22 protein-coding genes and 1 pseudogene are annotated in these 20269 nt (G+C 66.7%); 20 read left to right on the forward strand and 3 right to left on the reverse strand.

Annotation, left to right across the window (positions count from 1 at the left end; all coding sequences use genetic code 11):
- Positions 1-107: 107 nt before the first annotated feature.
- Positions 108-1229: pseudogene (gene rho / locus ACWELJ_RS26370) on the forward strand (transcription termination factor Rho); the annotation flags it as partial.
- Here the strand turns inward: rho and ACWELJ_RS26375 are convergent.
- The gene (locus ACWELJ_RS26375; RefSeq protein ID WP_452368822.1) at positions 1127-1669 is read right to left on the reverse strand and encodes a hypothetical protein; all 543 of its coding nucleotides are present in this window, start codon (positions 1667-1669) and stop codon (positions 1127-1129) included. The pseudogene rho and the gene ACWELJ_RS26375 overlap by 103 nt on opposite strands.
- Before the next feature lie 267 nt (positions 1670-1936).
- Here ACWELJ_RS26375 and rpmE point away from each other — a divergent pair, with 267 nt between their 5' ends.
- The 3 genes from rpmE (at position 1937) to prmC (ending at position 4314) form a co-directional block, all read left to right on the forward strand.
- Positions 1937-2158 carry a 50S ribosomal protein L31 gene (rpmE, locus tag ACWELJ_RS26380; protein WP_452368823.1) on the forward strand — a complete coding sequence of 74 codons (222 nt, stop codon included), beginning with the start codon at positions 1937-1939 and terminating at the stop codon, positions 2156-2158.
- An 81-nt stretch (positions 2159-2239) separates the two neighbouring features.
- Positions 2240-3319 carry a peptide chain release factor 1 gene (prfA, locus tag ACWELJ_RS26385; RefSeq protein ID WP_452368824.1) on the forward strand — a complete coding sequence of 360 codons (1080 nt, stop codon included), beginning with the start codon at positions 2240-2242 and terminating at the stop codon, positions 3317-3319.
- A 116-nt stretch (positions 3320-3435) separates the two neighbouring features.
- A complete protein-coding gene (gene prmC / locus ACWELJ_RS26390; protein WP_452368825.1) occupies positions 3436-4314 on the forward strand; it encodes a peptide chain release factor N(5)-glutamine methyltransferase in 879 nt (292 codons plus the stop codon).
- A 3-nt stretch (positions 4315-4317) separates the two neighbouring features.
- On the opposite strand, the gene ACWELJ_RS26395 is transcribed toward prmC, so the two are convergent.
- Positions 4318-4611: a DUF427 domain-containing protein gene (locus ACWELJ_RS26395; protein ID WP_452368826.1), complete on the reverse strand. Its 294-nt coding sequence runs from the start codon at positions 4609-4611 to the stop codon at positions 4318-4320.
- A 139-nt stretch (positions 4612-4750) separates the two neighbouring features.
- Here ACWELJ_RS26395 and ACWELJ_RS26400 point away from each other — a divergent pair, with 139 nt between their 5' ends.
- From ACWELJ_RS26400 to ACWELJ_RS26450, 11 genes are all read left to right on the forward strand, one after another.
- Positions 4751-5416, forward strand: coding sequence for an L-threonylcarbamoyladenylate synthase (locus ACWELJ_RS26400; RefSeq protein ID WP_452368827.1), 666 nt, complete (start codon positions 4751-4753; stop codon positions 5414-5416).
- Between the two features lie 10 nt (positions 5417-5426).
- Positions 5427-6623 (forward strand): MraY family glycosyltransferase, encoded by a 1197-nt coding sequence (locus ACWELJ_RS26405; RefSeq protein WP_452368828.1) that lies wholly within the window; start codon positions 5427-5429, stop codon positions 6621-6623.
- A gap of 11 nt (positions 6624-6634) precedes the next feature.
- Positions 6635-7063 carry a hypothetical protein gene (locus ACWELJ_RS26410; RefSeq protein ID WP_452368829.1) on the forward strand — a complete coding sequence of 143 codons (429 nt, stop codon included), beginning with the start codon at positions 6635-6637 and terminating at the stop codon, positions 7061-7063.
- 417 nt (positions 7064-7480) lie between these two features.
- Positions 7481-8206, forward strand: a complete 726-nt coding sequence (gene atpB / locus ACWELJ_RS26415) for a F0F1 ATP synthase subunit A (RefSeq protein WP_452368841.1) — start codon at positions 7481-7483, stop codon at positions 8204-8206.
- A 75-nt stretch (positions 8207-8281) separates the two neighbouring features.
- Complete coding sequence (locus tag ACWELJ_RS26420; RefSeq protein WP_040856073.1) at positions 8282-8527, forward strand: ATP synthase F0 subunit C; 246 nt, start codon at positions 8282-8284, stop codon at positions 8525-8527.
- 26 nt (positions 8528-8553) lie between these two features.
- On the forward strand, positions 8554-9111 hold the full coding sequence (locus tag ACWELJ_RS26425; RefSeq protein WP_452368830.1) for a F0F1 ATP synthase subunit B: 558 nt from the start codon (positions 8554-8556) through the stop codon (positions 9109-9111).
- A 19-nt stretch (positions 9112-9130) separates the two neighbouring features.
- Positions 9131-9940: a F0F1 ATP synthase subunit delta gene (locus ACWELJ_RS26430; RefSeq protein ID WP_452368831.1), complete on the forward strand. Its 810-nt coding sequence runs from the start codon at positions 9131-9133 to the stop codon at positions 9938-9940.
- A 64-nt stretch (positions 9941-10004) separates the two neighbouring features.
- Positions 10005-11642, forward strand: a complete 1638-nt coding sequence (atpA, locus tag ACWELJ_RS26435; RefSeq protein WP_452368832.1) for a F0F1 ATP synthase subunit alpha — start codon at positions 10005-10007, stop codon at positions 11640-11642.
- Between the two features lie 57 nt (positions 11643-11699).
- A complete protein-coding gene (locus ACWELJ_RS26440) occupies positions 11700-12668 on the forward strand; it encodes a F0F1 ATP synthase subunit gamma (RefSeq protein WP_452368833.1) in 969 nt (322 codons plus the stop codon).
- A gap of 18 nt (positions 12669-12686) precedes the next feature.
- Complete coding sequence (gene atpD, locus ACWELJ_RS26445) at positions 12687-14117, forward strand: F0F1 ATP synthase subunit beta (protein ID WP_357289649.1); 1431 nt, start codon at positions 12687-12689, stop codon at positions 14115-14117.
- 33 nt (positions 14118-14150) lie between these two features.
- Positions 14151-14522, forward strand: coding sequence for a F0F1 ATP synthase subunit epsilon (locus tag ACWELJ_RS26450; protein WP_452368834.1), 372 nt, complete (start codon positions 14151-14153; stop codon positions 14520-14522).
- Between the two features lie 120 nt (positions 14523-14642).
- Here the strand turns inward: ACWELJ_RS26450 and ACWELJ_RS26455 are convergent, their stop codons facing one another.
- Entirely contained in the window at positions 14643-15734 is a 1092-nt protein-coding gene (locus ACWELJ_RS26455; protein WP_452368835.1) for an NAD(P)-dependent alcohol dehydrogenase, read from the reverse strand.
- A gap of 313 nt (positions 15735-16047) precedes the next feature.
- On the opposite strand from ACWELJ_RS26455, the gene ACWELJ_RS26460 reads away from it, so the two are divergent.
- The 5 genes from ACWELJ_RS26460 (at position 16048) to murA (ending at position 19908) form a co-directional block, all read left to right on the forward strand.
- Positions 16048-16692 carry an MspA family porin gene (locus ACWELJ_RS26460; protein WP_452368836.1) on the forward strand — a complete coding sequence of 215 codons (645 nt, stop codon included), beginning with the start codon at positions 16048-16050 and terminating at the stop codon, positions 16690-16692.
- Positions 16693-16719: 27 nt separating this feature from the next.
- Positions 16720-17421, forward strand: a complete 702-nt coding sequence (locus ACWELJ_RS26465) for an MspA family porin (protein ID WP_452368837.1) — start codon at positions 16720-16722, stop codon at positions 17419-17421.
- A gap of 170 nt (positions 17422-17591) precedes the next feature.
- Positions 17592-18014: a DUF2550 domain-containing protein gene (locus ACWELJ_RS26470; protein ID WP_452368838.1), complete on the forward strand. Its 423-nt coding sequence runs from the start codon at positions 17592-17594 to the stop codon at positions 18012-18014.
- A gap of 27 nt (positions 18015-18041) precedes the next feature.
- On the forward strand, positions 18042-18635 hold the full coding sequence (locus ACWELJ_RS26475; protein ID WP_452368839.1) for a cob(I)yrinic acid a,c-diamide adenosyltransferase: 594 nt from the start codon (positions 18042-18044) through the stop codon (positions 18633-18635).
- 10 nt (positions 18636-18645) lie between these two features.
- Positions 18646-19908 (forward strand): UDP-N-acetylglucosamine 1-carboxyvinyltransferase, encoded by a 1263-nt coding sequence (murA, locus tag ACWELJ_RS26480; protein WP_452368840.1) that lies wholly within the window; start codon positions 18646-18648, stop codon positions 19906-19908.
- The last annotated feature ends 361 nt before the right edge of the window (positions 19909-20269 follow it).

The raw sequence follows: 20269 nt of genomic DNA on the forward strand, positions 1-20269 counted from the left end.
CTCGTGGTCGTAGTACTCGTCCGGATCCTGCGACGGCGGCAGGTCAGCGGTGTCGACGACGAACAGCATGCCGCGCAACCCATCCGCGGCGGTGCAATCGACGAGCCCTCCTCGATGTCCTCGACAACTACGCGTTCGTCCGCACCTCCGGCTACCTGGCCGGCCCGAACGACGTGTACGTGTCGATGAACCTGGTGCGCAAGAACGGCCTGCGTCGCGGCGACCACATCGTCGGTGCGGTGCGCGCCCCGCGCGACGGGGACCAGAGCAACCAGCGGCAGAAGTTCGATCCGCTCGTGCGGTTGGACACGGTCAACGGCGGTGACGTCGAAAGTGCCAAGCGCCGACCGGAATTCAACAAGCTCACCCCGCTGTACCCGAACCAGCGCCTGCGGCTGGAGACCCAGCCGAACAAGCTGACCACGCGCATCATCGACCTGATCATGCCGATCGGTAAGGGTCAGCGCGCGCTGATCGTGTCCCCGCCCAAGGCGGGTAAGACGATGGTCATCCAGGACATCGCCAACGCGATCGCGACCAACAACCCCGAGTGCTACCTGATGGTGGTGCTGGTGGACGAGCGTCCCGAGGAAGTGACCGATATGCAGCGCTCCGTGCGCGGCGAGGTCATCGCCTCCACCTTCGACCGCCCGCCGAGCGACCACACCTCGGTCGCCGAGCTCGCCATCGAGCGGGCCAAGCGCCTGGTCGAGGCCGGTCAGGACGTGGTCGTGCTGCTCGATTCGATCACTCGACTGGGCCGCGCGTACAACAACTCGTCGCCGGCGTCGGGCCGAATCCTTTCCGGTGGTGTGGATTCCACCGCGCTGTACCCGCCCAAGCGGTTCCTCGGCGCGGCCCGCAATATCGAGAACGGCGGCTCGCTCACCATCATCGCCACCGCGCTGGTGGAGACCGGTTCCACCGGTGACACGGTCATCTTCGAGGAGTTCAAGGGCACGGGTAACGCCGAGCTCAAGCTCGATCGCAAGATCGCCGAGCGCCGCGTGTTCCCGGCGGTCGACGTCAACCTGTCCAGCACCCGTCGCGACGACCTGCTGATGTCCCCGGACGAGGCGGCCGTGCTGCACAAGCTGCGCCGCGTGCTGTCCGGCCTGGACTCGCATCAGGCCATCGACCTCATGGTGGACCGGTTGAAGAAGACGAAGTCCAATATCGAGTTCCTGATGACGGTCTCCAAGACCGCGCCGGGCGCGATCGACGAATAGCCGAAAGAGGGCCCCGCGCACGCGGGGCCCTCTTTGTCGATTCTCAAGGGTAACAACTGGTTTCGCGCCGACCGGGGTAACTCGTCGGGGACGCCCGGAACTCGAGGGGCTACCGAACCGGCGGCACGGGTCGGGAGCCAGGTGGCTCTCAGCTGTCCGCTGAAGTCGCGGGGCGGCGGGGGAGCGCTGAAGAAGAGCAGTCCGATCAGGGCCGCGCCGCCGATCATGAAGCCGAGGATGAGCGCGGTCACGGCACCGGTGTTCTCCGATGCCGTGACCGCTCGGTAGGTGAGGGTGTCGTCTCCCTGCGGCGGGAGTGGGGCCGGATTCACGGATCCCACCGCGGTGCCGGACTTTCCGGGAGCCATCCACCAGGCCGCGAACACCAGCAGGCCGAGCAGTGCCAGGATTCCCCCGGCTGTCGCCTCCTTCCTGGTCACCATGTCGTCCTTTCCGTCGGCTCGCGTGGCTCTCACCTGGAAAGAACTCTATGAACACGGGTGTTCGCATTCCTGAGTAGCGCGCTACTCGACTTTCGGGTTTGCTCGGGAACAAATGGCCCGAGCCGCCTGTTCTTGGCCATGTCACCCCTCGTGGTGACCACGCGGGAGCAGCGCATAGACTGTTCCGTCGGCAACCATGCCTCTAGTCGGTTCCGGTTCACGTCTTCGATGAAGGCGACCCGGCGACCATTGAAAGGACACCCAATGAGGGCAGGAATTCACCCCACTTACGTGGACACCACCGTGGTCTGCGGTTGTGGCAACACCTTCCAGACCAAGAGCACCAAGGAGTCGGGCCAGATCACGGTCGAGGTCTGCTCCCAGTGCCACCCGTTCTACACGGGCAAGCAGAAGATTCTGGACACCGGCGGCCGCGTGGCCCGCTTCGAGGCCCGCTACGGCAAGCGCACCAAGGCTGCCAAGTAGCTGTCCCGCCGACGCCCGTCCTGCGCTCCGCAGGCCGGGCGTTGGTGCGTTTATGGACCTACTAAGACGGGAGTAACCGCGATGGCCGACAAGACGGCCCCCAACGCGATCGACGACATCCTGGCCGAGTACCAGGGGCTGGAGACCCAGCTCGCCGACCCTTCGCTGCACAACGACCCGGGCGCGGCCCGTCGCGTCGGCAAGCGGTTCGCCGAGCTCGGCCCGATCATGTCGACCTACAACAAGCTGACCTCCGCGCGCGATGACCTCGCCGCCGCCGAGGAGCTGGCCGCGGACGACTCGTCCTTCGCGGCCGAGGTGCCCGGCCTGCAGGCGCAGGTGGAGGAGCTGGACAAGCAGCTCACCGACCTGCTCGCGCCGCGCGACCCGCACGACGGCGATGACGTCATCCTCGAGGTGAAGTCGGGCGAGGGCGGCGAGGAGTCGGCGCTGTTCGCCTCCGACCTGGCCCGCATGTACATCCGGTACGCGGAGCGGCACGGCTGGAAGGTCGAGGTGCTCGGCGTCACCTACTCCGATCTGGACGGGTACAAGGACGCCAGCTTCTCCATCAAGAGCAAGGAGGCCAGCCGCGACGGCGTGTGGTCCAAGCTCAAGTTCGAGGGCGGCGTGCACCGCGTGCAGCGGGTGCCGGTCACCGAATCCCAAGGGCGCATTCACACTTCGGCCGCGGGCGTGCTGGTCTACCCCGAACCCGACGAGGTCGAGGAAGTCGAGATCGACGAGAAGGACCTGCGCATCGACGTGTACCGGTCCTCCGGCAAGGGCGGCCAGGGCGTCAACACCACCGACTCCGCGGTGCGCATCACCCACCTGCCCACCGGCCTGGTGGTGACCTGCCAGAACGAGCGCTCGCAGTTGCAGAACAAGATCCGCGCCAAGCAGGTGCTGGCAGCACGCCTGCAGGCCCTCGCCGAGGAGCAGGCCGACGCCGAGGCCGCCTCGGGCCGCGCCGCGCAGATCCGCACGGTCGACCGCTCCGAGCGCATCCGCACCTACAACTTCCCGGAGAACCGGATCGCCGACCACCGCATCGGATTCAAGGCGCACAACCTCGATTCCGTGCTGGACGGCAACCTCGACGACTTGTTCAACGCCCTGGGCGAGGCCGACCGCGCCGCCCGGCTCGCCGCCGAGTAACCGGCATCCCGCCCCGCGCCACGCCCGATGTCCCGGGCGCGCGCGGGGTTGGGTCGGAGCGGGTTCCGGGCGGGAATTTTCGTGCAAGCATGTGCGTGGGGAGAAAGGTGCGAAGTGTGAGTCGTGCACCATTGCGTCCGGCGATTCGGGAGGCCATCGAGATCTTGGCCGCGGCGGGAGTCCCCAGCCCGCACGCCGACGCGGAACACCTCGCCGCCCACGTGCTGGGCGTCGATCGCGGCCGCCTGGTCCTGATGCCCATGCTCACCACCGACCAGCTCGAGGAGTTCCGCAAGCTGGTCGCCCAGCGCGCGGAACGCGTTCCGCTGCAACACCTCACGGGCACCGCCGCGATGGGGGAGATCGATCTGGCGGTCGGCCCCGGCGTCTTCGTTCCCCGCCCGGAAACCGAGTTGATCTTCGCTTGGGCGCTGGCCCGGCTGGAGGAGATCGGCCACGAACACCCGCCGATCGTGGTCGACCTGTGCACCGGCTCCGGGGCCCTGGCCCTGGCCATCGCCCATGCTCGCCCGGACGCCGAGGTGCACGCGGTCGAACTCGATCCCGAGGCGCTCGCGTGGGCCCGCCGCAACGCCCTGCAATTGGCCGACGAGGGTGACACCCCGATCGACCTGCACGCGGGCGATGTCACGGATCCGGCGATCCTCGACCACCTGAACGGCCGCGTCGACGTGGTCGTCTCCAACCCGCCCTACATTCCCGCCGACGCCCGGCTCGACCCCGAGGTCATGGACCACGACCCGCACCGCGCGCTGTTCGGTGGCCCCGACGGCCTCGACGTCATCCGCCCGATGGTCGCCACCATCGCCCGCCTGCTGCGCGAGAACGGCGCGGCCGCGGTCGAACACGACGACACCAACGGCTCCGGCGTCGCCGCCCTCTTCACCGCGCACGGCGGCTTCACCGACGTGATCGAGCACCCCGACCTCGCGGGCAAGCCCCGCTTCGTGGTCGCCCGCCGCATCGCGGACTGACCGCTAGCCGGGCTCGCCCTCGACCGTGACGCCACGCCAGAAGGCGACGTGGTCCTTGATCTTCCGCGCCAGCGGACTCGGATGCGGGTAGTACCACGCCGCGTCCGGATTCTCCGCGCCCTCGACGGTGACGTCGTAATAGCTCGCGATGCCCTTCCACGGGCACACGGTGTGCTTGGCGCTCGCACTGAAGTATTCGCTCTTCAGGGACTCCACCGGAAAATACTGATTGCCCTCGACCTCCACGGTCGCGGCGGCCTCGGCGATAACCGTCCCGTTCCAGATCGCACGCATCATGAGTCCGTGCCTCCTTCGTCCCCGCGAGCCTATGCCCGCTGCGAGCGCGCCGCCCGGGCGGTTGCCGGGTGGCCTTGCCCCGGCGCCGAGAGGGGGAGCCGCGAGCTATCGCGAGTTGATCCGTGCCAAGATGTCAGCCGTGAGTACCGTCTACGACTGTGCCGATCCCGACTCCCGTGCCGCCGGTCTGAGTGCCGCGCGCAGCACGCTGAAGAGTGGTCGATTGGCCGTCATTCCGACCGACACGCTGTACGGGATCGCCGCCGACGCGTTCGACTCTCAGGCGGTGAGCGCGCTGCTGGCCGCCAAGCGGCGGGGGCGCGACATGCCGGTGCCGGTGCTGGTCGGGTCGTGGACCACGATCGACGGGCTGGTGTACTCGGTGCGCCCGCAGGCGCGGGAGCTGATCCGCGCGTTCTGGCCCGGCGGGCTGAGTCTGGTTGTGCAGCAAGCGCCTTCGCTGGCCTGGGATCTGGGTGACGCGCGCGGCACGGTGATGCTGCGGATGCCGCTGCATCCGGTGGCGCTGGAGCTGCTGCGCGAGGTGGGGCCGTTGGCGGTGTCGAGCGCGAACGTGTCGGGGCAGCCGCCGGCGGCCACGGTGGGGGAGGCGCGGGCGCAGCTGGGCGATCTGGTCGGCGTGTATCTCGACGGCGGTCCGGCCGATCACGCGGTGGCGTCGACCATCGTGGATCTGACCGCGGACACGCCGCGGGTGTTGCGTGAGGGCGCGGTGCCGATCGAGAAGATCGCGGAGGTGCTCGGCATGTCGCCCGAGGAACTCCGTCAGGCCGGCGCGCACTGACGGCCGCTAGATGCTTTTGAGTCAGGGCGTATTCAGCCAGGGCGCGGTCGTCCCGCTGCGGGAGCTGCTGCTGGTGCTGCTGGCCGCCGCGGTCATCGCTTTCCTGAGCACGGGCGGAATCCGGGTGCTGGCCATCGCCTTCGGCGCGGTGGCGATTCCGCGGGAACGCGATGTGCACGTGAAGCCGATTCCGCGGATGGGCGGCCTGGCCATCTATCTGGGCCTGGTGGCGGCCGTGTTGTTCGCGCATCAGCTGCCCGCGCTGCGCCGGGGCTTCGACTATCCCAAGGACATTCCCGCGGTGCTGGCCGCGGCGACGCTGATCGTGCTGGTCGGCATCATCGACGACCGCTGGGGCCTGGACTGGCTGACCAAGCTGGTGGGGCAGATCACCGCGGCGGGCGTGATGGCGGTGATGGGCCTGAGCTGGGTGGCCATCTACAACCCGTTCACCAACGAGACGGTGGTGCTGGATCCGCTGCAGGGCGGTCTGGTGACGGTGGGCATCACGGTGACGGTGGTGAACGCCATGAATTTCGTGGACGGCCTGGACGGATTGGCCGCGGGCCTCGGGTTCATCGCGGCGGTCGCGGTTTTCGTGTTCACGGTGGGGTTGCTCTACGAGGTGGGCGGTTCCACCGATACCTATCCGCCGGCGTTGCTGGCGGCCGCGCTGGCGGGCGCGTGCCTGGGATTTCTGCCACACAATTTCTCACCGGCCCGCATTTTCATGGGCGACACCGGATCCATGTTGATCGGATTGATGCTGGCCGCGGTGTCGACGGGCGCGTCCGGGCGAATTCCGCTGCAGGGTTACGGCCCGCGCGACATCGTGGGTCTGTTGTCCCCGTTGTTGCTGGTGGGTGCGGTGATGTTCATTCCGGTACTTGATCTTGTTTTGGCCGTGGTGCGCCGCGTGCGCGCGGGTGTGAGTTTCTCCACTCCCGACAAAATGCATCTGCATCACCGTTTGCTGCAGATCGGGCATTCGCAGCGCCGGGTCGTGCTGGTGATCTATCTGTGGGTGAGCGTGTTCGCATTCGGCGCGGTCGGCACCTCGTTGATCTCCGATCGCCGCCTGGTGGTGCTGCTGTTCGCGGCCGGGCTGGTTTTCGCGCTGATCGTCACCGCGGTGCCGTCCTGGCGGGAACTGCGGGTCAACTCGGTCCGGAAACCGCCCCGCGGTTCCGATCACGCCGCCCGGTAGAGTTGCTGACCGTGAGCACGCCTTCGAATCCCGGTCCCGACGCCCCGCTGCGCGCGGCACTGCGCTACGGCATCGCCGGTTTGGCTGTGCTGGTTGTGGTTTCGGCGATTCTGTCGTCGATCTTCGCCGGTCTGCCCGGTCTGTGGGGCGCCCTCATCGGCTCCGCCCTGGGTGGCGCCTTCATCCTGACCACGGCGGCCTCGGTGCTGTTCAGTGCCAAGATCGAATCGGGCCTGCAGGGCCTGGTGCTGCTGGGCAGCTGGGTCGGAAAGCTGCTGCTGGCAGTGATTGTCGTCGCGGTGCTGCAGACCTACGACTTCTACAGCCGGGGCGCGCTCTTCCTGACCGTGGTCGGCGCCCTGCTCATCGTGCTCGGCGCGGAGACCTATGGCCTTCTGCGCCAACGGGTTCCGACCGTGCACGTGGAGCGCGACCTCTAGCCGAGGCCGTCGCGGCGCCGGTCCGGAACACCGTTCATCCGGCGTTTCCGCCACCCCCTACGCATTGTCGTAGATAACTTGATAAACTCTTTACCTGTAGCCAACCGAATCAACAGGGGGGGTCGCCTGAGACCCGCCTGAGAGCAGGTTATGCTTACAGCCGTACCGGACCCTTTCGGGTCACGGTTCTGCACCGTCGACGATGTCGCCGACGCGCGTACAGACGCCAGGGCGTGACTGCCACAGCTGCTGACGAACTTCGAGCCGACCTGAGTCGACCACCAGATCGTCAATGTCCGATCGAACCGCGGGAGAAAACTATCTCCTGGCGGCCGACCACGGGAGAGAACGCTGAGCGTCACCATTTTGGCAGGCGAGTTCCACGCGCCGTCACTCAACGACTTCTTCCCTCCAGCAGTGCTGTTCGAGGGGACGCCTTTCGAGCTCGACCGTTTGATGCTCATTCGCATCCTGATGTCGGTCGTTCTCGTGGCAGTCATGTTCGCCGCTTTCCGTCGGCCGCAGCTGGTTCCGCGCGGACTGCAGAATGTCGCCGAAACCGGTCTGGTGTTCGTCAAGGAGCAGATCTGCGACGAGGTGCTCGGCAAGGAATCCGGTAAGAAGTTCTTCCCGCTCATCGCGTCGATCTTCTTCACCGTGCTGTTCCTGAACATCTCGGGTGTTATTCCAGGTCTGAACATCTCGTCGAACGCGCGCATCGGCATGCCGCTGGTGCTGGCCGTCGTCGCCTACATCACCTTCAACTATGTGGGCATCAAGAAGTACGGCTTCCTGAAATACATGCGCTCGTCCATCGTGGTGCCGAATGTGCCGGCCGCGCTGCACGTGCTGCTGATCCCGATCGAGTTCATCTCGACCTTCGTGTTGCGCCCGTTCACGCTCACCGTCCGTCTCATGGCGAACATGCTGGCAGGCCACATCATGTTGGTGCTGTTCTTCAGTGCCACCCAGTTCTTCCTGTTCGATGCCGCCTCCTGGATGAAGGTGTTCTCACCGTTCTCGCTGCTCGCGGGCTTCGGCTTCACCCTCTTCGAGCTGCTGGTGGTCTTCCTGCAGGCGTACGTGTTCGCGCTGCTGACCGCTGTCTACATCGGTCTGGCGCAGCACGCCGACTCTCACTGACCGACCGCACCAACTCCATAAACCTGCCTTCCACGCCGCCCGGCGGGTGGGCGACAGAAAGGGAATGAAACACACATGAGCACCCTCTCGTACCTGGCTGCCGAAGTTGCCGAGTCCAAGTCCAAGGGTTTCGGCGCCATCGGTTACGGTCTCGCCGCGATCGGCCCCGGCATCGGTGTGGGCATCGTCGTCGGTAAGGCCATCGAGGGCATCGCCCGTCAGCCCGAGCTGCAGGGCACCATCCGGACCAACATGTTCCTGGGTATCGCGTTCACCGAGGCCCTGGCGCTGATCGGTCTCGTCGCCGGCTTCATTTTCTGATTCCGGCCAAAGACTAGGAATCAACGATGAACAGCACCTATCTGCTTGCGGCTGAGGGGTCTGACGACGTCAACCCCCTCATCCCCGAGCCGTACGACATCTTCTGGTCTGCGGTCGTCTTCATCGTTATCGCCTTCGTCTTCGCCAAGTACGTCGTCCCGCGCCTGACCAAGGTGCTGGACGAGCGTTCGCAGAAGATCGAGGGCGGTATCGCCAAGGCCGAGGCCGTGCAGGCCGAGGCGCAGGCCACCCTGCAGCAGTACCAGGAGCAGCTGGCCGAGGCTCGCCTCGAGGCCGCTCGCATCCGCGAGGAAGCCCGCACCCAGGGTGCGGCCATCCTGTCGCAGATGCGCACCGATGCGCAGGCCGAGGCCGACCGCATCGTGGCCGCCGGCCACTCGCAGCTGGAGGCGCAGCGCCAGCAGATCGTGACCGAACTGCGGTCCGAACTGGGCCGTACCGCGGTCGACCTGGCCGAGAAGATCATCGGTCAGTCGGTGGCCGACGAGGCCAAGCAGTCGGCGTCGATCGACCGGTTCCTCGCGGAACTGGACGCGAACGCCGGCATCGGGGTCGGAAGGTAACGAACCGAAAGTGGGAAGCATGTACGCAGCGAGCCGCGAGGCGAGTTCCCGTGCGCGGGAAGCTCTTCGGGCCGCTCTGACCGGTAGCGACACCGTCGCGGCTACTACGGGGTCGGAACTGTTCGCCGTTGTCGCCGTCCTCGACGACCAGCGTTCGCTGCGTGTGGCGCTCGCGGATAAGTCGGTGTCGAGCTCGGCGCGAGCCGAGCTGGCCGAACGCGTCTTCGGCGGCAAGATCAGCGGTACCACGCTGGCCGTGCTGACCACGGCCGTGGCCCAGGACTGGTCGCGCGCCCGGGATCTGGTCGACACGCTGGTTCTGCTCGGCCGCGAGGCGCTGCTGCGCGCCGCGGACGAGCGCGGCCGCCTGACCGCGGTCGAGGACGAGCTGTTCCGGCTGGCCCGGATCATCGACGACAACCCGGACCTGGAGCAGGCGCTGCAGGACCACGGCAAGCCGGCGGAAGCCAAGCTGGCCCTGGTGCAGCGTCTGCTCGCGGGCAAGGTCGAGGACATCACCCTGCAGCTGGCCGATCAGGCCGTGCTGCGCCACAAGGGCGATGTCGGCGCGGCCATCGACGAGCTGTCCGACCTGGCGGCCTCGCTCCGGGAGCAGATCGTGGCGCACGTGCGTGCCGCGGTCGCCCTGACGCCGCAGCAGCGCGAGCACCTGGCCGCTTCGCTGCAGCGCATCTACGACAAGCCCGTCACGGTGCACGTGCAGGAAGACCCGAGCCTGCTGGCCGGCGTCGTCGTGCGCGTCGGCGACGACCTGATCGACGGCAGCGCCGTCGGCCGCCTCCAGCGCTTGCGTCAGTCTCTCGCTTAGAGACGAACGCCGAGAAGCGCTTTTACACACCGACATTCGAGACCACAGCGAGAGCAGGAAGAACATGGCGGAGCTGACGATCTCCCCCGATGAGATCCGTAGCGCGATCGAGAGCTACACCCAGAGCTACACCCCCGAGACCTCCATCGAAGAGGTCGGTGTCGTCACCGACACCGGCGACGGTATCGCCCACATCAGCGGCCTGCCGTCCGCGATGGCCAACGAGCTGCTGGAGTTCCCGGGCGGCGTCCTCGGCGTGGCGCTGAACCTGGAGGACACCGAGATCGGTGCCGTCGTCCTGGGTGAGTTCGACACCCTGGAAGAGGGCCAGCAGGTTCGCCGCACCGGCGACGTGCTCTCGGTTCCCGTGGGTGACAAGTTCCTGGGTCGCGTCATCGACCCGCTGGGCGCCCCGATCGACGGCCTGGGCGAGATCGAGGCCGACGAGCGCCGCGTGCTCGAGCTGCAGGCCGCCACCGTGCTGGAGCGTCAGCCGGTCGGTGAGCCGATGGCCACCGGCATCACCGCCATCGACGCCCTGACCGCCATCGGCCGCGGCCAGCGTCAGCTGGTCATCGGTGACCGCAAGACCGGTAAGACCGCGGTCTGCATCGACGCGATCATCAACCAGAAGGCCAACTGGGCCACCGGCGATCCGTCGAAGCAGGTGCGCTGCATCTACGTCGCGATCGGCCAGAAGGGCTCCACCATCGCGGGTGTGAAGTCCGCGCTCGAGGCGCACGGCGCGATGGAGTACACCACCATCGTCGCGGCCCCGGCCTCCGACTCCGCCGGCTTCAAGTGGCTGGCCCCCTACACCGGTTCGGCCCTCGGCCAGCACTGGATGTACCAGGGCAAGCACGTCCTGATCGTGTTCGACGACCTGTCCAAGCAGGCCGAGGCCTACCGCGCCATCTCGCTGCTGCTGCGCCGCCCGCCGGGCCGCGAGGCGTACCCGGGTGACGTCTTCTACCTGCACTCCCGTCTGCTGGAGCGTTGCGCGAAGCTGTCCGACGAGCTGGGCGCGGGCTCGATGACCGGTCTGCCGATCATCGAGACCAAGGCCAACGACGTCTCGGCGTTCATCCCGACCAACGTCATCTCCATCACCGACGGCCAGGTGTTCCTGGAGTCGGACCTCTTCAACAAGGGTGTCCGCCCGGCCATCAACGTCGGTATCTCGGTCTCCCGAGTCGGTGGCGCCGCGCAGACCAAGGCCATGAAGAAGGTCTCCGGTTCGCTGCGTCTGGAGCTGGCCTCCTACCGTGAGCTCGAGGCGTTCTCCGCCTTCGCCTCCGATCTGGACGCCGCCTCGCTGGCCCAGCTGGAGCGTGGCGCGCGCTGGGTCGAGCTGCTCAAGCAGGACCAGTACGCCCCGGTTTCGGTCGAGGATCAGGTCGTCTCGCTGTACCTGGTCGACGCCGGCTACTACGACTCCGTGCCGGTCGGCGACATCCGTCGCTTCAACGCCGAGCTGCTGGAGAGCCTGCACGCCTCCGTGCAGTCCTCCTTCGACGCCCTGCAGGGCGGCGCGAAGGTGCTCGAGGGCGAGGCCGCCGACGCCATCAAGGCCGCGACCGACAAGTTCAAGCAGGGCTTCCTGGCTTCCGACGGCTCGCGGGTCGTCGAGGCCGAGGCCGGCCAGCTGGACCACGAAGAGGTCGAGTCCCTCTCGGTCACCCGCAAGCACGTCGAGAAGTAATCGAGACGAGCACATGCGACTGACCGAATCGACGAATGAAGGGAGTGTGAACCGCTAATGGCAAGCGTGCGCGAATTGCGCTCCCGCATTCGTTCCGTGAGCTCGATCAAGAAGATCACCAAGGCTCAGGAACTGATCGCCACTTCGCGAATCAGCAAGGCGCAGGCCCGAGTTGCCGCCGCCAAGCCGTACGCGGAGGAGATCACCAAGGTGCTCGCCGAATTGGCGAGCGCCAGTGGGAATCTCAATCACCCGCTGCTGACCGAGCGTGAGAACGTCCGCCGCGCGGCCGTTCTGGTCATCACCTCCGACCGCGGTATGTGCGGTGGTTACAACTCCAACGTGCTCAAGCGCGCCGAGGAGCTCATGACCACCCTGCGCTCCGAGGGCAAGGAGCCGGTGCTGTACGTGATGGGCGCGAAGGGCCTGACCTACTACACCTTCCGCAAGCGGACGGTGAACGGGTCCTGGCTGGGCTTCTCGCAGCAGCCCAACTACGTGGACGCCTCGGCCGCCTGCAACCACCTGGTGGAAGCGTTCATGGCCGGGTCCGACGGCGAGGTCGTCAACCCCCACGGGGGCGAGACCATGGCCGGCGTCGACGAACTGCACATCGTCTACACGCGTTTCGTGTCGATGCTGTCGCAGCAGCCCGAGGTGCGTCGCCTGGCCCCGATCCAGGTGACGTTCGTGGACGAGAACTTCGATCTGGGTCCGGACAGCTTCTCCGACGGAAACTCGGAGCCGGTGGCTCAGTACGAGTTCGAGCCGGACGCGGATCGCCTGCTGGGCGCGCTGCTGCCGAAGTACGTCAACACTCGGATCTACTCGTCGCTGCTCGAAGCAGCGGCATCGGAGTCGGCTGCGCGCCGCACCGCCATGAAGGCCGCGACGGACAACGCCACGGATCTGGTCAACTCGCTGACCCGAACCGCGAACTCGTTGCGCCAGGCGCAGATTACGCAGGAAATCACGGAAATCGTCGGCGGCGCCAATGCGCTGGCGGCGAGCTCGGACCTCGACTAAGGCCCAGGAAGAGAACCAATGACCGCAGCTACTGAAACCCGGGTCGGCACTGGCCGTGTCGCCCGCGTCATCGGACCCGTCGTGGACGTCGAGTTCCCGCGCGGTTCGATTCCCGACCTGTACAACGCCCTGAACGTGGACATCGCGCTCGCGTCCGTGGCCAAGACCCTGACCCTCGAGGTCGCGCAGCACCTGGGCGACAACATCGTTCGCACCATCTCGATGCAGCCGACCGACGGTCTGGTCCGTGGCGCCGAGGTGCGCGACACCGGCAAGCCGATCTCGGTGCCCGTCGGTGACGTCGTCAAGGGCCACGTGTTCAACGCCCTCGGTGACTGCCTCGACACCCCGGGCCTGGGCCGCGACGGCGAGCAGTGGGGCATCCACCGCCAGCCGCCCGCCTTCGACCAGCTCGAGGGCAAGACCGAGATCCTCGAGACCGGCATCAAGGTCATCGACCTGCTGACCCCGTACGTCAAGGGCGGCAAGATCGGTCTGTTCGGTGGTGCCGGTGTCGGCAAGACCGTTCTGATCCAGGAGATGATCACCCGTATCGCGCGTGAGTTCTCCGGTACGTCCGTGTTCGCGGGCGTCGGTGAGCGCACCCGTGAGGGCACCGACCTCCACCTGGAAATGGAAGAGATGGGCGTCCTTCAGGACACCGCCCTCGTCTTCGGCCAGATGGACGAGCCGCCGGGCACGCGTATGCGCGTCGCCCTCTCGGCCCTGACCATGGCCGAGTACTTCCGCGACGTCCAGAACCAGGACGTGCTGCTGTTCATCGACAACATCTTCCGGTTCACCCAGGCCGGTTCCGAGGTCTCGACCCTGCTGGGTCGTATGCCCTCGGCCGTCGGTTACCAGCCGACCCTGGCGGACGAGATGGGTCAGCTGCAGGAGCGCATCACCTCGACCCGTGGCCGTTCGATCACCTCGATGCAGGCGATCTACGTCCCCGCGGACGACTACACCGACCCCGCGCCGGCCACCACCTTCGCGCACTTGGACGCCACCACCGAGCTCTCGCGTCCGATTTCGCAGAAGGGCATCTACCCGGCCGTCGACCCGCTGTCCTCGACTTCTCGTATCCTCGAGGCTTCGATCGTCGGCGAGCGTCACTTCCGGGTGGCCAACGAGGTCAAGCGAATCCTGCAGAAGTACAAGGAACTCCAGGACATCATCGCGATTCTGGGTATGGACGAGCTCTCCGAAGAGGACAAGGTCCTCGTCGGTCGCGCCCGTCGCCTGGAGAAGTTCCTGGGCCAGAACTTCATCGTGGCCGAGAAGTTCACCGGCCAGGAGGGTTCCGTCGTGCCGCTGGAGCAGACCATCGACGACTTCGATCGGGTCTGCAAGGGCGAGTTCGACCACCTGCCCGAGCAGGCGTTCAATTCGTGTGGTGGCCTTGACGACGTCGAGGCTGCTGCGAAGAAGATCGCCGGGAAGTAGTCACCCATGGCAACTGGGTCCGATTCAAATACCATGTCCGTTGACCTGGTCGCCGTCGAGCGACTGCTGTGGTCGGGCCGCGCGTCTTTCGTGTCGGCCCAGACCACGGAGGGTGAGATCGGCATCCTCGCCGGCCACGAGCCGCTGCTCGGCCAGCTGGTCGAGGGCGGCACCGTGACCATCGTGTCCGACGACAACGAGCGTGTCGTGGTGGCCGTGCACGGCGGATTCTTCTCCGTCACCGCCACGTCGGTGCGCGTGCTGGCCGAGTCCGCCGACTTCGCCTTCGACATCGACGAGGCGGCCGCCAAGGCCGTCGTCGCCGATCCGGATGCGAGCCCGGCCGCGCTGGCCAAGGCACAGGGCCAGCTGCGGGCGGTCGAGAAGGCCGCTGCGGCCCACTAGCTCGACGCTGGAACAACGGCGGCGGCCCCGGGGAGATCCCCGGGGCCGCCGCTGTTTTCGTGCTCGGACACCCGAAAGCCACACGCGCGCCCGGCATCGGCCCGGCGCGCGTGCCGCGTCTCATTCGAAAGTGAGGATCGGCTTGATGGTCGTGCCGTGGTGGGCGTCGGCCATCGCGGTGTCGATATCGCTGAAGGCGTAGGTCTTGCTGATCTTCTCGATCGGGAACTTGCCTTCGGCATGCCACCGCAGCAGCTGCGGAATGAACTGCTGCGGGTCGCCGCTGCCCTCGATGCAGCCGCGGACAGCCTTGCCGTTGCCGGTGAGGTGGCCGATCTCGAGGTCCATGCTGGCCTCCCCGAGCCCGACCAGCACCAGGGTGCCCATGGGCGCCAATGCCTCCAGGCCCTTGGCGATCACGGCATTGACCGCGGTGGTGTCGAGGGCGAAGTTCGCGCCGCCGTTGGTCGCCGCGACGATCTGGGCGACGACGTCCTCGGCCGCGCCGTCGATCGTGACGTCCGCGCCGAGCTCCTTGGCCACGGCCAGGCGCTCCGCCGAAAGGTCGATCGCGACAATGGTTCCCGCGCCGATGGCCCGAGCCGCCATGAGCGCGGCCATACCGACGCCGCCGACGCCGAAAATGGCGATGGAATCGTTGGGTCCCGGCTTCATGACATTGGCGACCGCGCCCGCGCCGGTCTGCACGCCGCACCCGAACGGGGAGGTGGCGACCAGGTCGACATCCTTGTCCACGACCACGATGCTGCGCGCCGACACCAGGGCGTGGGTGGCGAAACTCGACTGCCCGAAGAACGCGCCCATGACGCGCTCGCCATTGTTACTGAGCGGCGAGGTGAAATCGGAGCGGCCGCCCGAGGTGTTCAGAATGACGAAATTCTCGCAATAGGGCGGAAGCCCGTTGGCGCATCGTGAACAGGTGCCGCAACTGGCGTAGGTGAGCAGCACGTGGTCGCCCACGTCGATTCCGGTTACCTCCGAGCCGATCTGCTCCACGATGCCCGCGCCCTCGTGTCCGAGGACGATCGGCAGCTCGGCGGGAAACACGCTCTTGGAGACCAGGTCGGTGTGGCAGACGCCGGTCGCGACGATGCGCACCAGCACCTCGCCCGGACGCGGCTCCTCGAGGCTGAGGGTCTCCATCGAGAAGGGCGCGTCGGCGCCCCGGGCGACCGCTGCGGTAATTTCCACGGAATCTCCTTCCAAGACATCCCAATTGTCGGGAGCATAAGAACGTGTTCCAGTTTACGGCCATCGGCGATCCCGCTCAGCGGTCCGTCGGTTGGCGCGCTGCGGGGCGAACCTGGTAGGCGCGACGGATTTCGGATGGTTCGCCCTGTAATTGCTCCTCCGCTATCACGGTGTGGTTAAATGCTTTCGCCGGTTCCCGAGTGTGATCTGAAGCACTTGGCAATGTATCGGCTATTCCCGCATTTCGGCTTTACCTCCAACGATGCACACTGCGTTGCCCATGGGTTGCACGAGCATGATGAGCGAGGGGTTGATGAGCAGGCTTCGAATTGGCAAGTGGATGGTGGCCGCCGCCGTGGTCGCGGTCGCCGTCGGATTCTTCTCTCCGGGTGCGGCCTCGGCGGATGTCACCGTCCCGCTCCCCAACGGGCATATCGAGGGCCCGGGCGTGAAAATCACGAGTGTCGGTGAGCGCGCGATCATTTCGCCGTCGCTGGCCTCCAATGGCGCGGGCCGGACCTCCTGGGTGACGGGCAATGTCACCGCCGAGGTGGAGACTCCGGACGGTGATGTCGGGCCCAACAACGGTCCGCTGAACTTTCCCGGCACCAATAATTCGGGAACGCACGGATCCTCCAACCTCACCACCGGTTACATCGTCGGCTGTCAGGTCGCGCTGGGGCAGTTGAGCGCGAACGCCTCGGTCGCCGTCAGTTCCACGCCCAGCCTGTCCGGTGGATTCAGTTTCCCGCTCTCACCCGGTCAGGTGCAGTGGGTCGCGATCAACAACATCGAGTTGGTCAAGAGCGGCACCTACACCATCAACTATCAGGACATCCCGATGGAGATCCAGGGCTGCGGCGGCTACGCGCAGGCCCGCCAGGTCTCCGTGGTCGAGATCATCGGCATCGACTACCACAAGGTCACCCTCTACGGCCAGCCGTTCAGCATCGGCTGACGAGTCCACTCCGGCGGAAGGGATCGTATGTACGGCAAGGGAATTCGCGCCCGGAGTGGGCGGATCCTGGGGGTGACGCTGGCCGCGGCGGCGGGTCTGTGCGGGTTCGGACCGGCCGCTCCCGCGCAGGCCGACACCTTCATTCCGCTCCCGGGCGGCTCCATCACCCGGCAGCTCGCCGACGGCACCAACCTCATCGTCCGGATCACCGGGGAGTCGGCCACGATCAGCGGATCCATGGGGTCCACCCCGGTGCATCGCAATGTCTGGACCACCGGCGTGGCCAGCATCGACCTCGACGGCCCGAGCGCCTCGACCGCGACGCTCAAGATCAGCCCCGGCTACATCGTGGGCTGCCAGGTCGACATCAGCGGCATCACCGCGAACAACTCCGGCGGCGAGACCTACAGCCCGGACACCTCCCTGCAGACACTGGGCACGCTGGGACTCAACGAGCAGCTGGGCAGCGGTATCACGCTCGGACCCGGTCAGGCCGTCGCGCGCCTGATGCTCGATCTGGAGCGGCCGGACGACTACGGCCAGGAATCGCACAAGCGCTACAACAAGGTTCCGGGCCCACACACCAGCGTGAGCTGGACCGACGAGACCTTCTCGGTGGACGGCTGTGGCGGTTACGCCCAGGCGCGGGCGTTCGTCGCCGCCGAAGTGGACACCGCCACCTTCATCGGCAACCTGGTCCTCTACGGGGAGCCGTTCACGATCGGCTGAGATATATCTTCGACGCCTCGCTGAACAGCGCATTCATCACATTCGGTGGATGGCCGGACCTCGCCTTTCCGCGGTCGCTACTATCGACCGAAAGCGGGGCCCGGCCTCTGGCCGGTCAGTGATCGACAGCAACGCGGATGTGAAGGGACGGAGCGGCATTGCAAACCGGGATGTGGCTTCTGATCATTCTGGTATTGCTGCTGGTCGGGCTGGCCTTGGCCTCGACCTATCGCCTCGTGATGCTGCGTCGCGGCGGCACCGCCGCCCTGCTGCGGGTACTGCCCGCGCGCGGGCACGGCGGCGGCTGGCGGCACGGCCTGATCCGCTACGACGAGGACACGCTCCTCTTCTACAAACTCTCCAGCCTGAAACTCGGCCCGGACTCCACCATGCGGCGGCTCACCATCGAGGTGGGCCCGCGGCGGTCCCCGGCCGACGACGAGTACGACATCATGACCGACGAGGTCATCGTCATGGTGTCCGACGGTGACGGCGATTACGAGCTGGCTCTGGACCGCGGCGCCATGGCGGCCTTCCTGTCCTGGGTGGAATCGCGCCCGTCCGAGCGCATTCGCCGCCGGCGCGCCGGATAGTCCGATCCCGCGCGCTAGTGTGACCCTGTGAGCGTTCACTTGACGCGGATCTACACGCGGACCGGCGATGACGGCACCACCGGCCTGAGCGATTTCTCGCGGGTGGCCAAGACCGACCCGCGGCTGATCGCGTATGCCGACTGTGACGAAACCAATGCGGCTCTCGGGGTCGCGATCGCGCTCGGTCAGCCGGATACGCGGATTCTGACTGTGTTGCGTTCCATACAGAACGACTTGTTCGACGCGGGCGCGGACCTGTCCACCCCCGTCGTGGCCGACCCCAAGTACCCGCCGCTGCGCATCACCCAGGACTACATCGACCGCCTGGAGCAGTGGTGCGATGAGTTCAATGAGCCTCTGCCGCCGTTGAATTCGTTCATTCTGCCCGGCGGCACCCCGCTGGCCGCGCTGCTGCACACCGCGCGCACCGTGGCGCGACGCGCCGAGCGGGCGGCGTGGGCCGCGGTGGCGGCACACCCGGACGACACCAGCGTGCTGCCCGCCAAATACCTCAACCGCCTGTCCGACCTGCTGTTCATCCTCGGCCGGGTCGCCAACCCGGACGGCGACATACTGTGGCGGCCGGGCGGAGACGCCGCGAGTGCGGGAGAGGACCACTAGGCTGACCCCCGTGAGTGAACGGTTTCTGGTGACCGGGGGCAGCAGGCTCGTCGGTGAGGTCGCGGTGAGCGGCGCGAAGAACAGCGTCCTCAAGCTGATGGCTGCCGCGTTGCTGGCCGAGGGGACGACCACCATCACGAACTGCCCGGACATCCTGGATGTGCCGTTGATGGCGGACGTGCTGCGGGGTCTGGGCTGCGATGTGGTCATCGAGGGCGGCACGGTCCATATCGCCACTCCGCCGGAACCGAAGTACCACGCGGACTTCCCGGCGGTCACCCAGTTCCGCGCCTCGGTGTGCGTGCTGGGTCCGCTGATGGCGCGCTGCAAGCGGGCCGTGGTGGCGCTGCCCGGCGGTGACGCGATCGGTTCGCGTCCGCTGGACATGCACCAGCAGGGTCTGCGGTTGCTCGGCGCGACCTCGGAGATCGAGCACGGCTGCCTGGTGGCCCGGGCCGAGGAGCTGCAGGGCGCGCGGATCCGCCTGGACTTCCCGTCGGTCGGCGCGACCGAGAACATCCTGATGGCCGCGGTGCTGGCCGAGGGTGAGACGGTCATCGACAATGCCGCGCGGGAGCCGGAGATCGTGGATCTCTGCAACATGCTGATCCGGATGGGCGCGAAGATCGCCGGCGCGGGGACCTCGGTGCTGACCATTCAGGGCGTGGCGAAGCTGGCCCCCACCACCCACCGGGTGATCGGCGACCGCATCGTCGCCGCGACCTGGGGTATCGCCGCCGCCATGACCACCGGTGACGTGCGGGTGACGGGCATCAACCCCAAGCACCTGTCCCTGGTGCTGGACAAGCTGCGCTCGGCGGGCGCCCGAATCTCGTTCGAACCGGATGGTTTTCGCGTGGTGCAGGCGGATCGCCCTCGCGCCGTGAACTTCTCGACCCTGCCGTTCCCGGGGTTCCCGACCGACCTGCAGCCGATGGCCATCGGCCTGGCCGCCATCGCCGACGGCACCTCGATGATCACCGAGAACATCTTCGAGGCGCGCTTCCGTTTCGTCGAAGAGATGATCCGGCTGGGCGCGGACGCCCGCACCGACGGGCATCACGCTGTGGTGCGCGGCATTCCGCGACTGTCCTCGGCGCCGGTGTGGTCCTCCGACATTCGCGCCGGCGCGGGTCTGGTGCTCGCGGGTCTGGTGGCCGACGGTGTCACCGAAGTCCACGATGTCTTCCACATCGACCGGGGTTACCCGTCTTTCGTGGAGAACCTGCGCGGGCTCGGAGCGGAAATCGAACGCGTCGGAACCTCCGACTGAACGGCCGGTGTCGGGACGCGTTCACGAAAACCCGTCCTGAACAGGCGATTTGACATGAGAACAACCAACACGTAACTTATTCCAGGTCAGAGCGACACGGACACCGACCCGGGCCCCAGGGGCTAGGGAAACGAGGTAGTACGAGGAGCGCCTGATGATCACATTGGTTCAGCAAGATCAGCGGATTTGGTTCTGCTGGGAGGGCTGAGCTAAGCTTCGAAAGCAGCCTCACCGACAAGCGGGATGAAAGTTCCGGGATGTTGGTGTGTGCGTGTGTTCTTTGAGAACTCAATAGTGTGTCGATGAATGTCAGTGCCAAATATTTTATTTGGTTCCAATCATTCTCACCCCCGTGAGGGTG

The organism is Nocardia sp. NPDC004582 (genome assembly GCF_053602115.1).

What these genes read in the sequence shown, in the direction of transcription:
- ACWELJ_RS26460 (WP_452368836.1), top strand. Translation starts at nt 16,048, where the DNA reads ATGAGCAGGCTTCGAATTGGCAAGTGGATGGTGGCCGCCGCCGTGGTC.
- ACWELJ_RS26420 (WP_040856073.1), top strand. Translation starts at nt 8,282, where the DNA reads ATGAGCACCCTCTCGTACCTGGCTGCCGAAGTTGCCGAGTCCAAGTCC.
- ACWELJ_RS26425 (WP_452368830.1), top strand. Translation starts at nt 8,554, where the DNA reads ATGAACAGCACCTATCTGCTTGCGGCTGAGGGGTCTGACGACGTCAAC.
- rpmE (WP_452368823.1), top strand. Translation starts at nt 1,937, where the DNA reads ATGAGGGCAGGAATTCACCCCACTTACGTGGACACCACCGTGGTCTGC.
- prfA (WP_452368824.1), top strand. Translation starts at nt 2,240, where the DNA reads ATGGCCGACAAGACGGCCCCCAACGCGATCGACGACATCCTGGCCGAG.
- ACWELJ_RS26395 (WP_452368826.1), bottom strand. Translation starts at nt 4,611, where the DNA reads ATGATGCGTGCGATCTGGAACGGGACGGTTATCGCCGAGGCCGCCGCG.
- atpA (WP_452368832.1), top strand. Translation starts at nt 10,005, where the DNA reads ATGGCGGAGCTGACGATCTCCCCCGATGAGATCCGTAGCGCGATCGAG.
- ACWELJ_RS26430 (WP_452368831.1), top strand. Translation starts at nt 9,131, where the DNA reads ATGTACGCAGCGAGCCGCGAGGCGAGTTCCCGTGCGCGGGAAGCTCTT.
- ACWELJ_RS26405 (WP_452368828.1), top strand. Translation starts at nt 5,427, where the DNA reads ATGCTTTTGAGTCAGGGCGTATTCAGCCAGGGCGCGGTCGTCCCGCTG.
- ACWELJ_RS26465 (WP_452368837.1), top strand. Translation starts at nt 16,720, where the DNA reads ATGTACGGCAAGGGAATTCGCGCCCGGAGTGGGCGGATCCTGGGGGTG.
- ACWELJ_RS26440 (WP_452368833.1), top strand. Translation starts at nt 11,700, where the DNA reads ATGGCAAGCGTGCGCGAATTGCGCTCCCGCATTCGTTCCGTGAGCTCG.
- ACWELJ_RS26450 (WP_452368834.1), top strand. Translation starts at nt 14,151, where the DNA reads ATGTCCGTTGACCTGGTCGCCGTCGAGCGACTGCTGTGGTCGGGCCGC.
- ACWELJ_RS26470 (WP_452368838.1), top strand. Translation starts at nt 17,592, where the DNA reads ATGTGGCTTCTGATCATTCTGGTATTGCTGCTGGTCGGGCTGGCCTTG.
- atpD (WP_357289649.1), top strand. Translation starts at nt 12,687, where the DNA reads ATGACCGCAGCTACTGAAACCCGGGTCGGCACTGGCCGTGTCGCCCGC.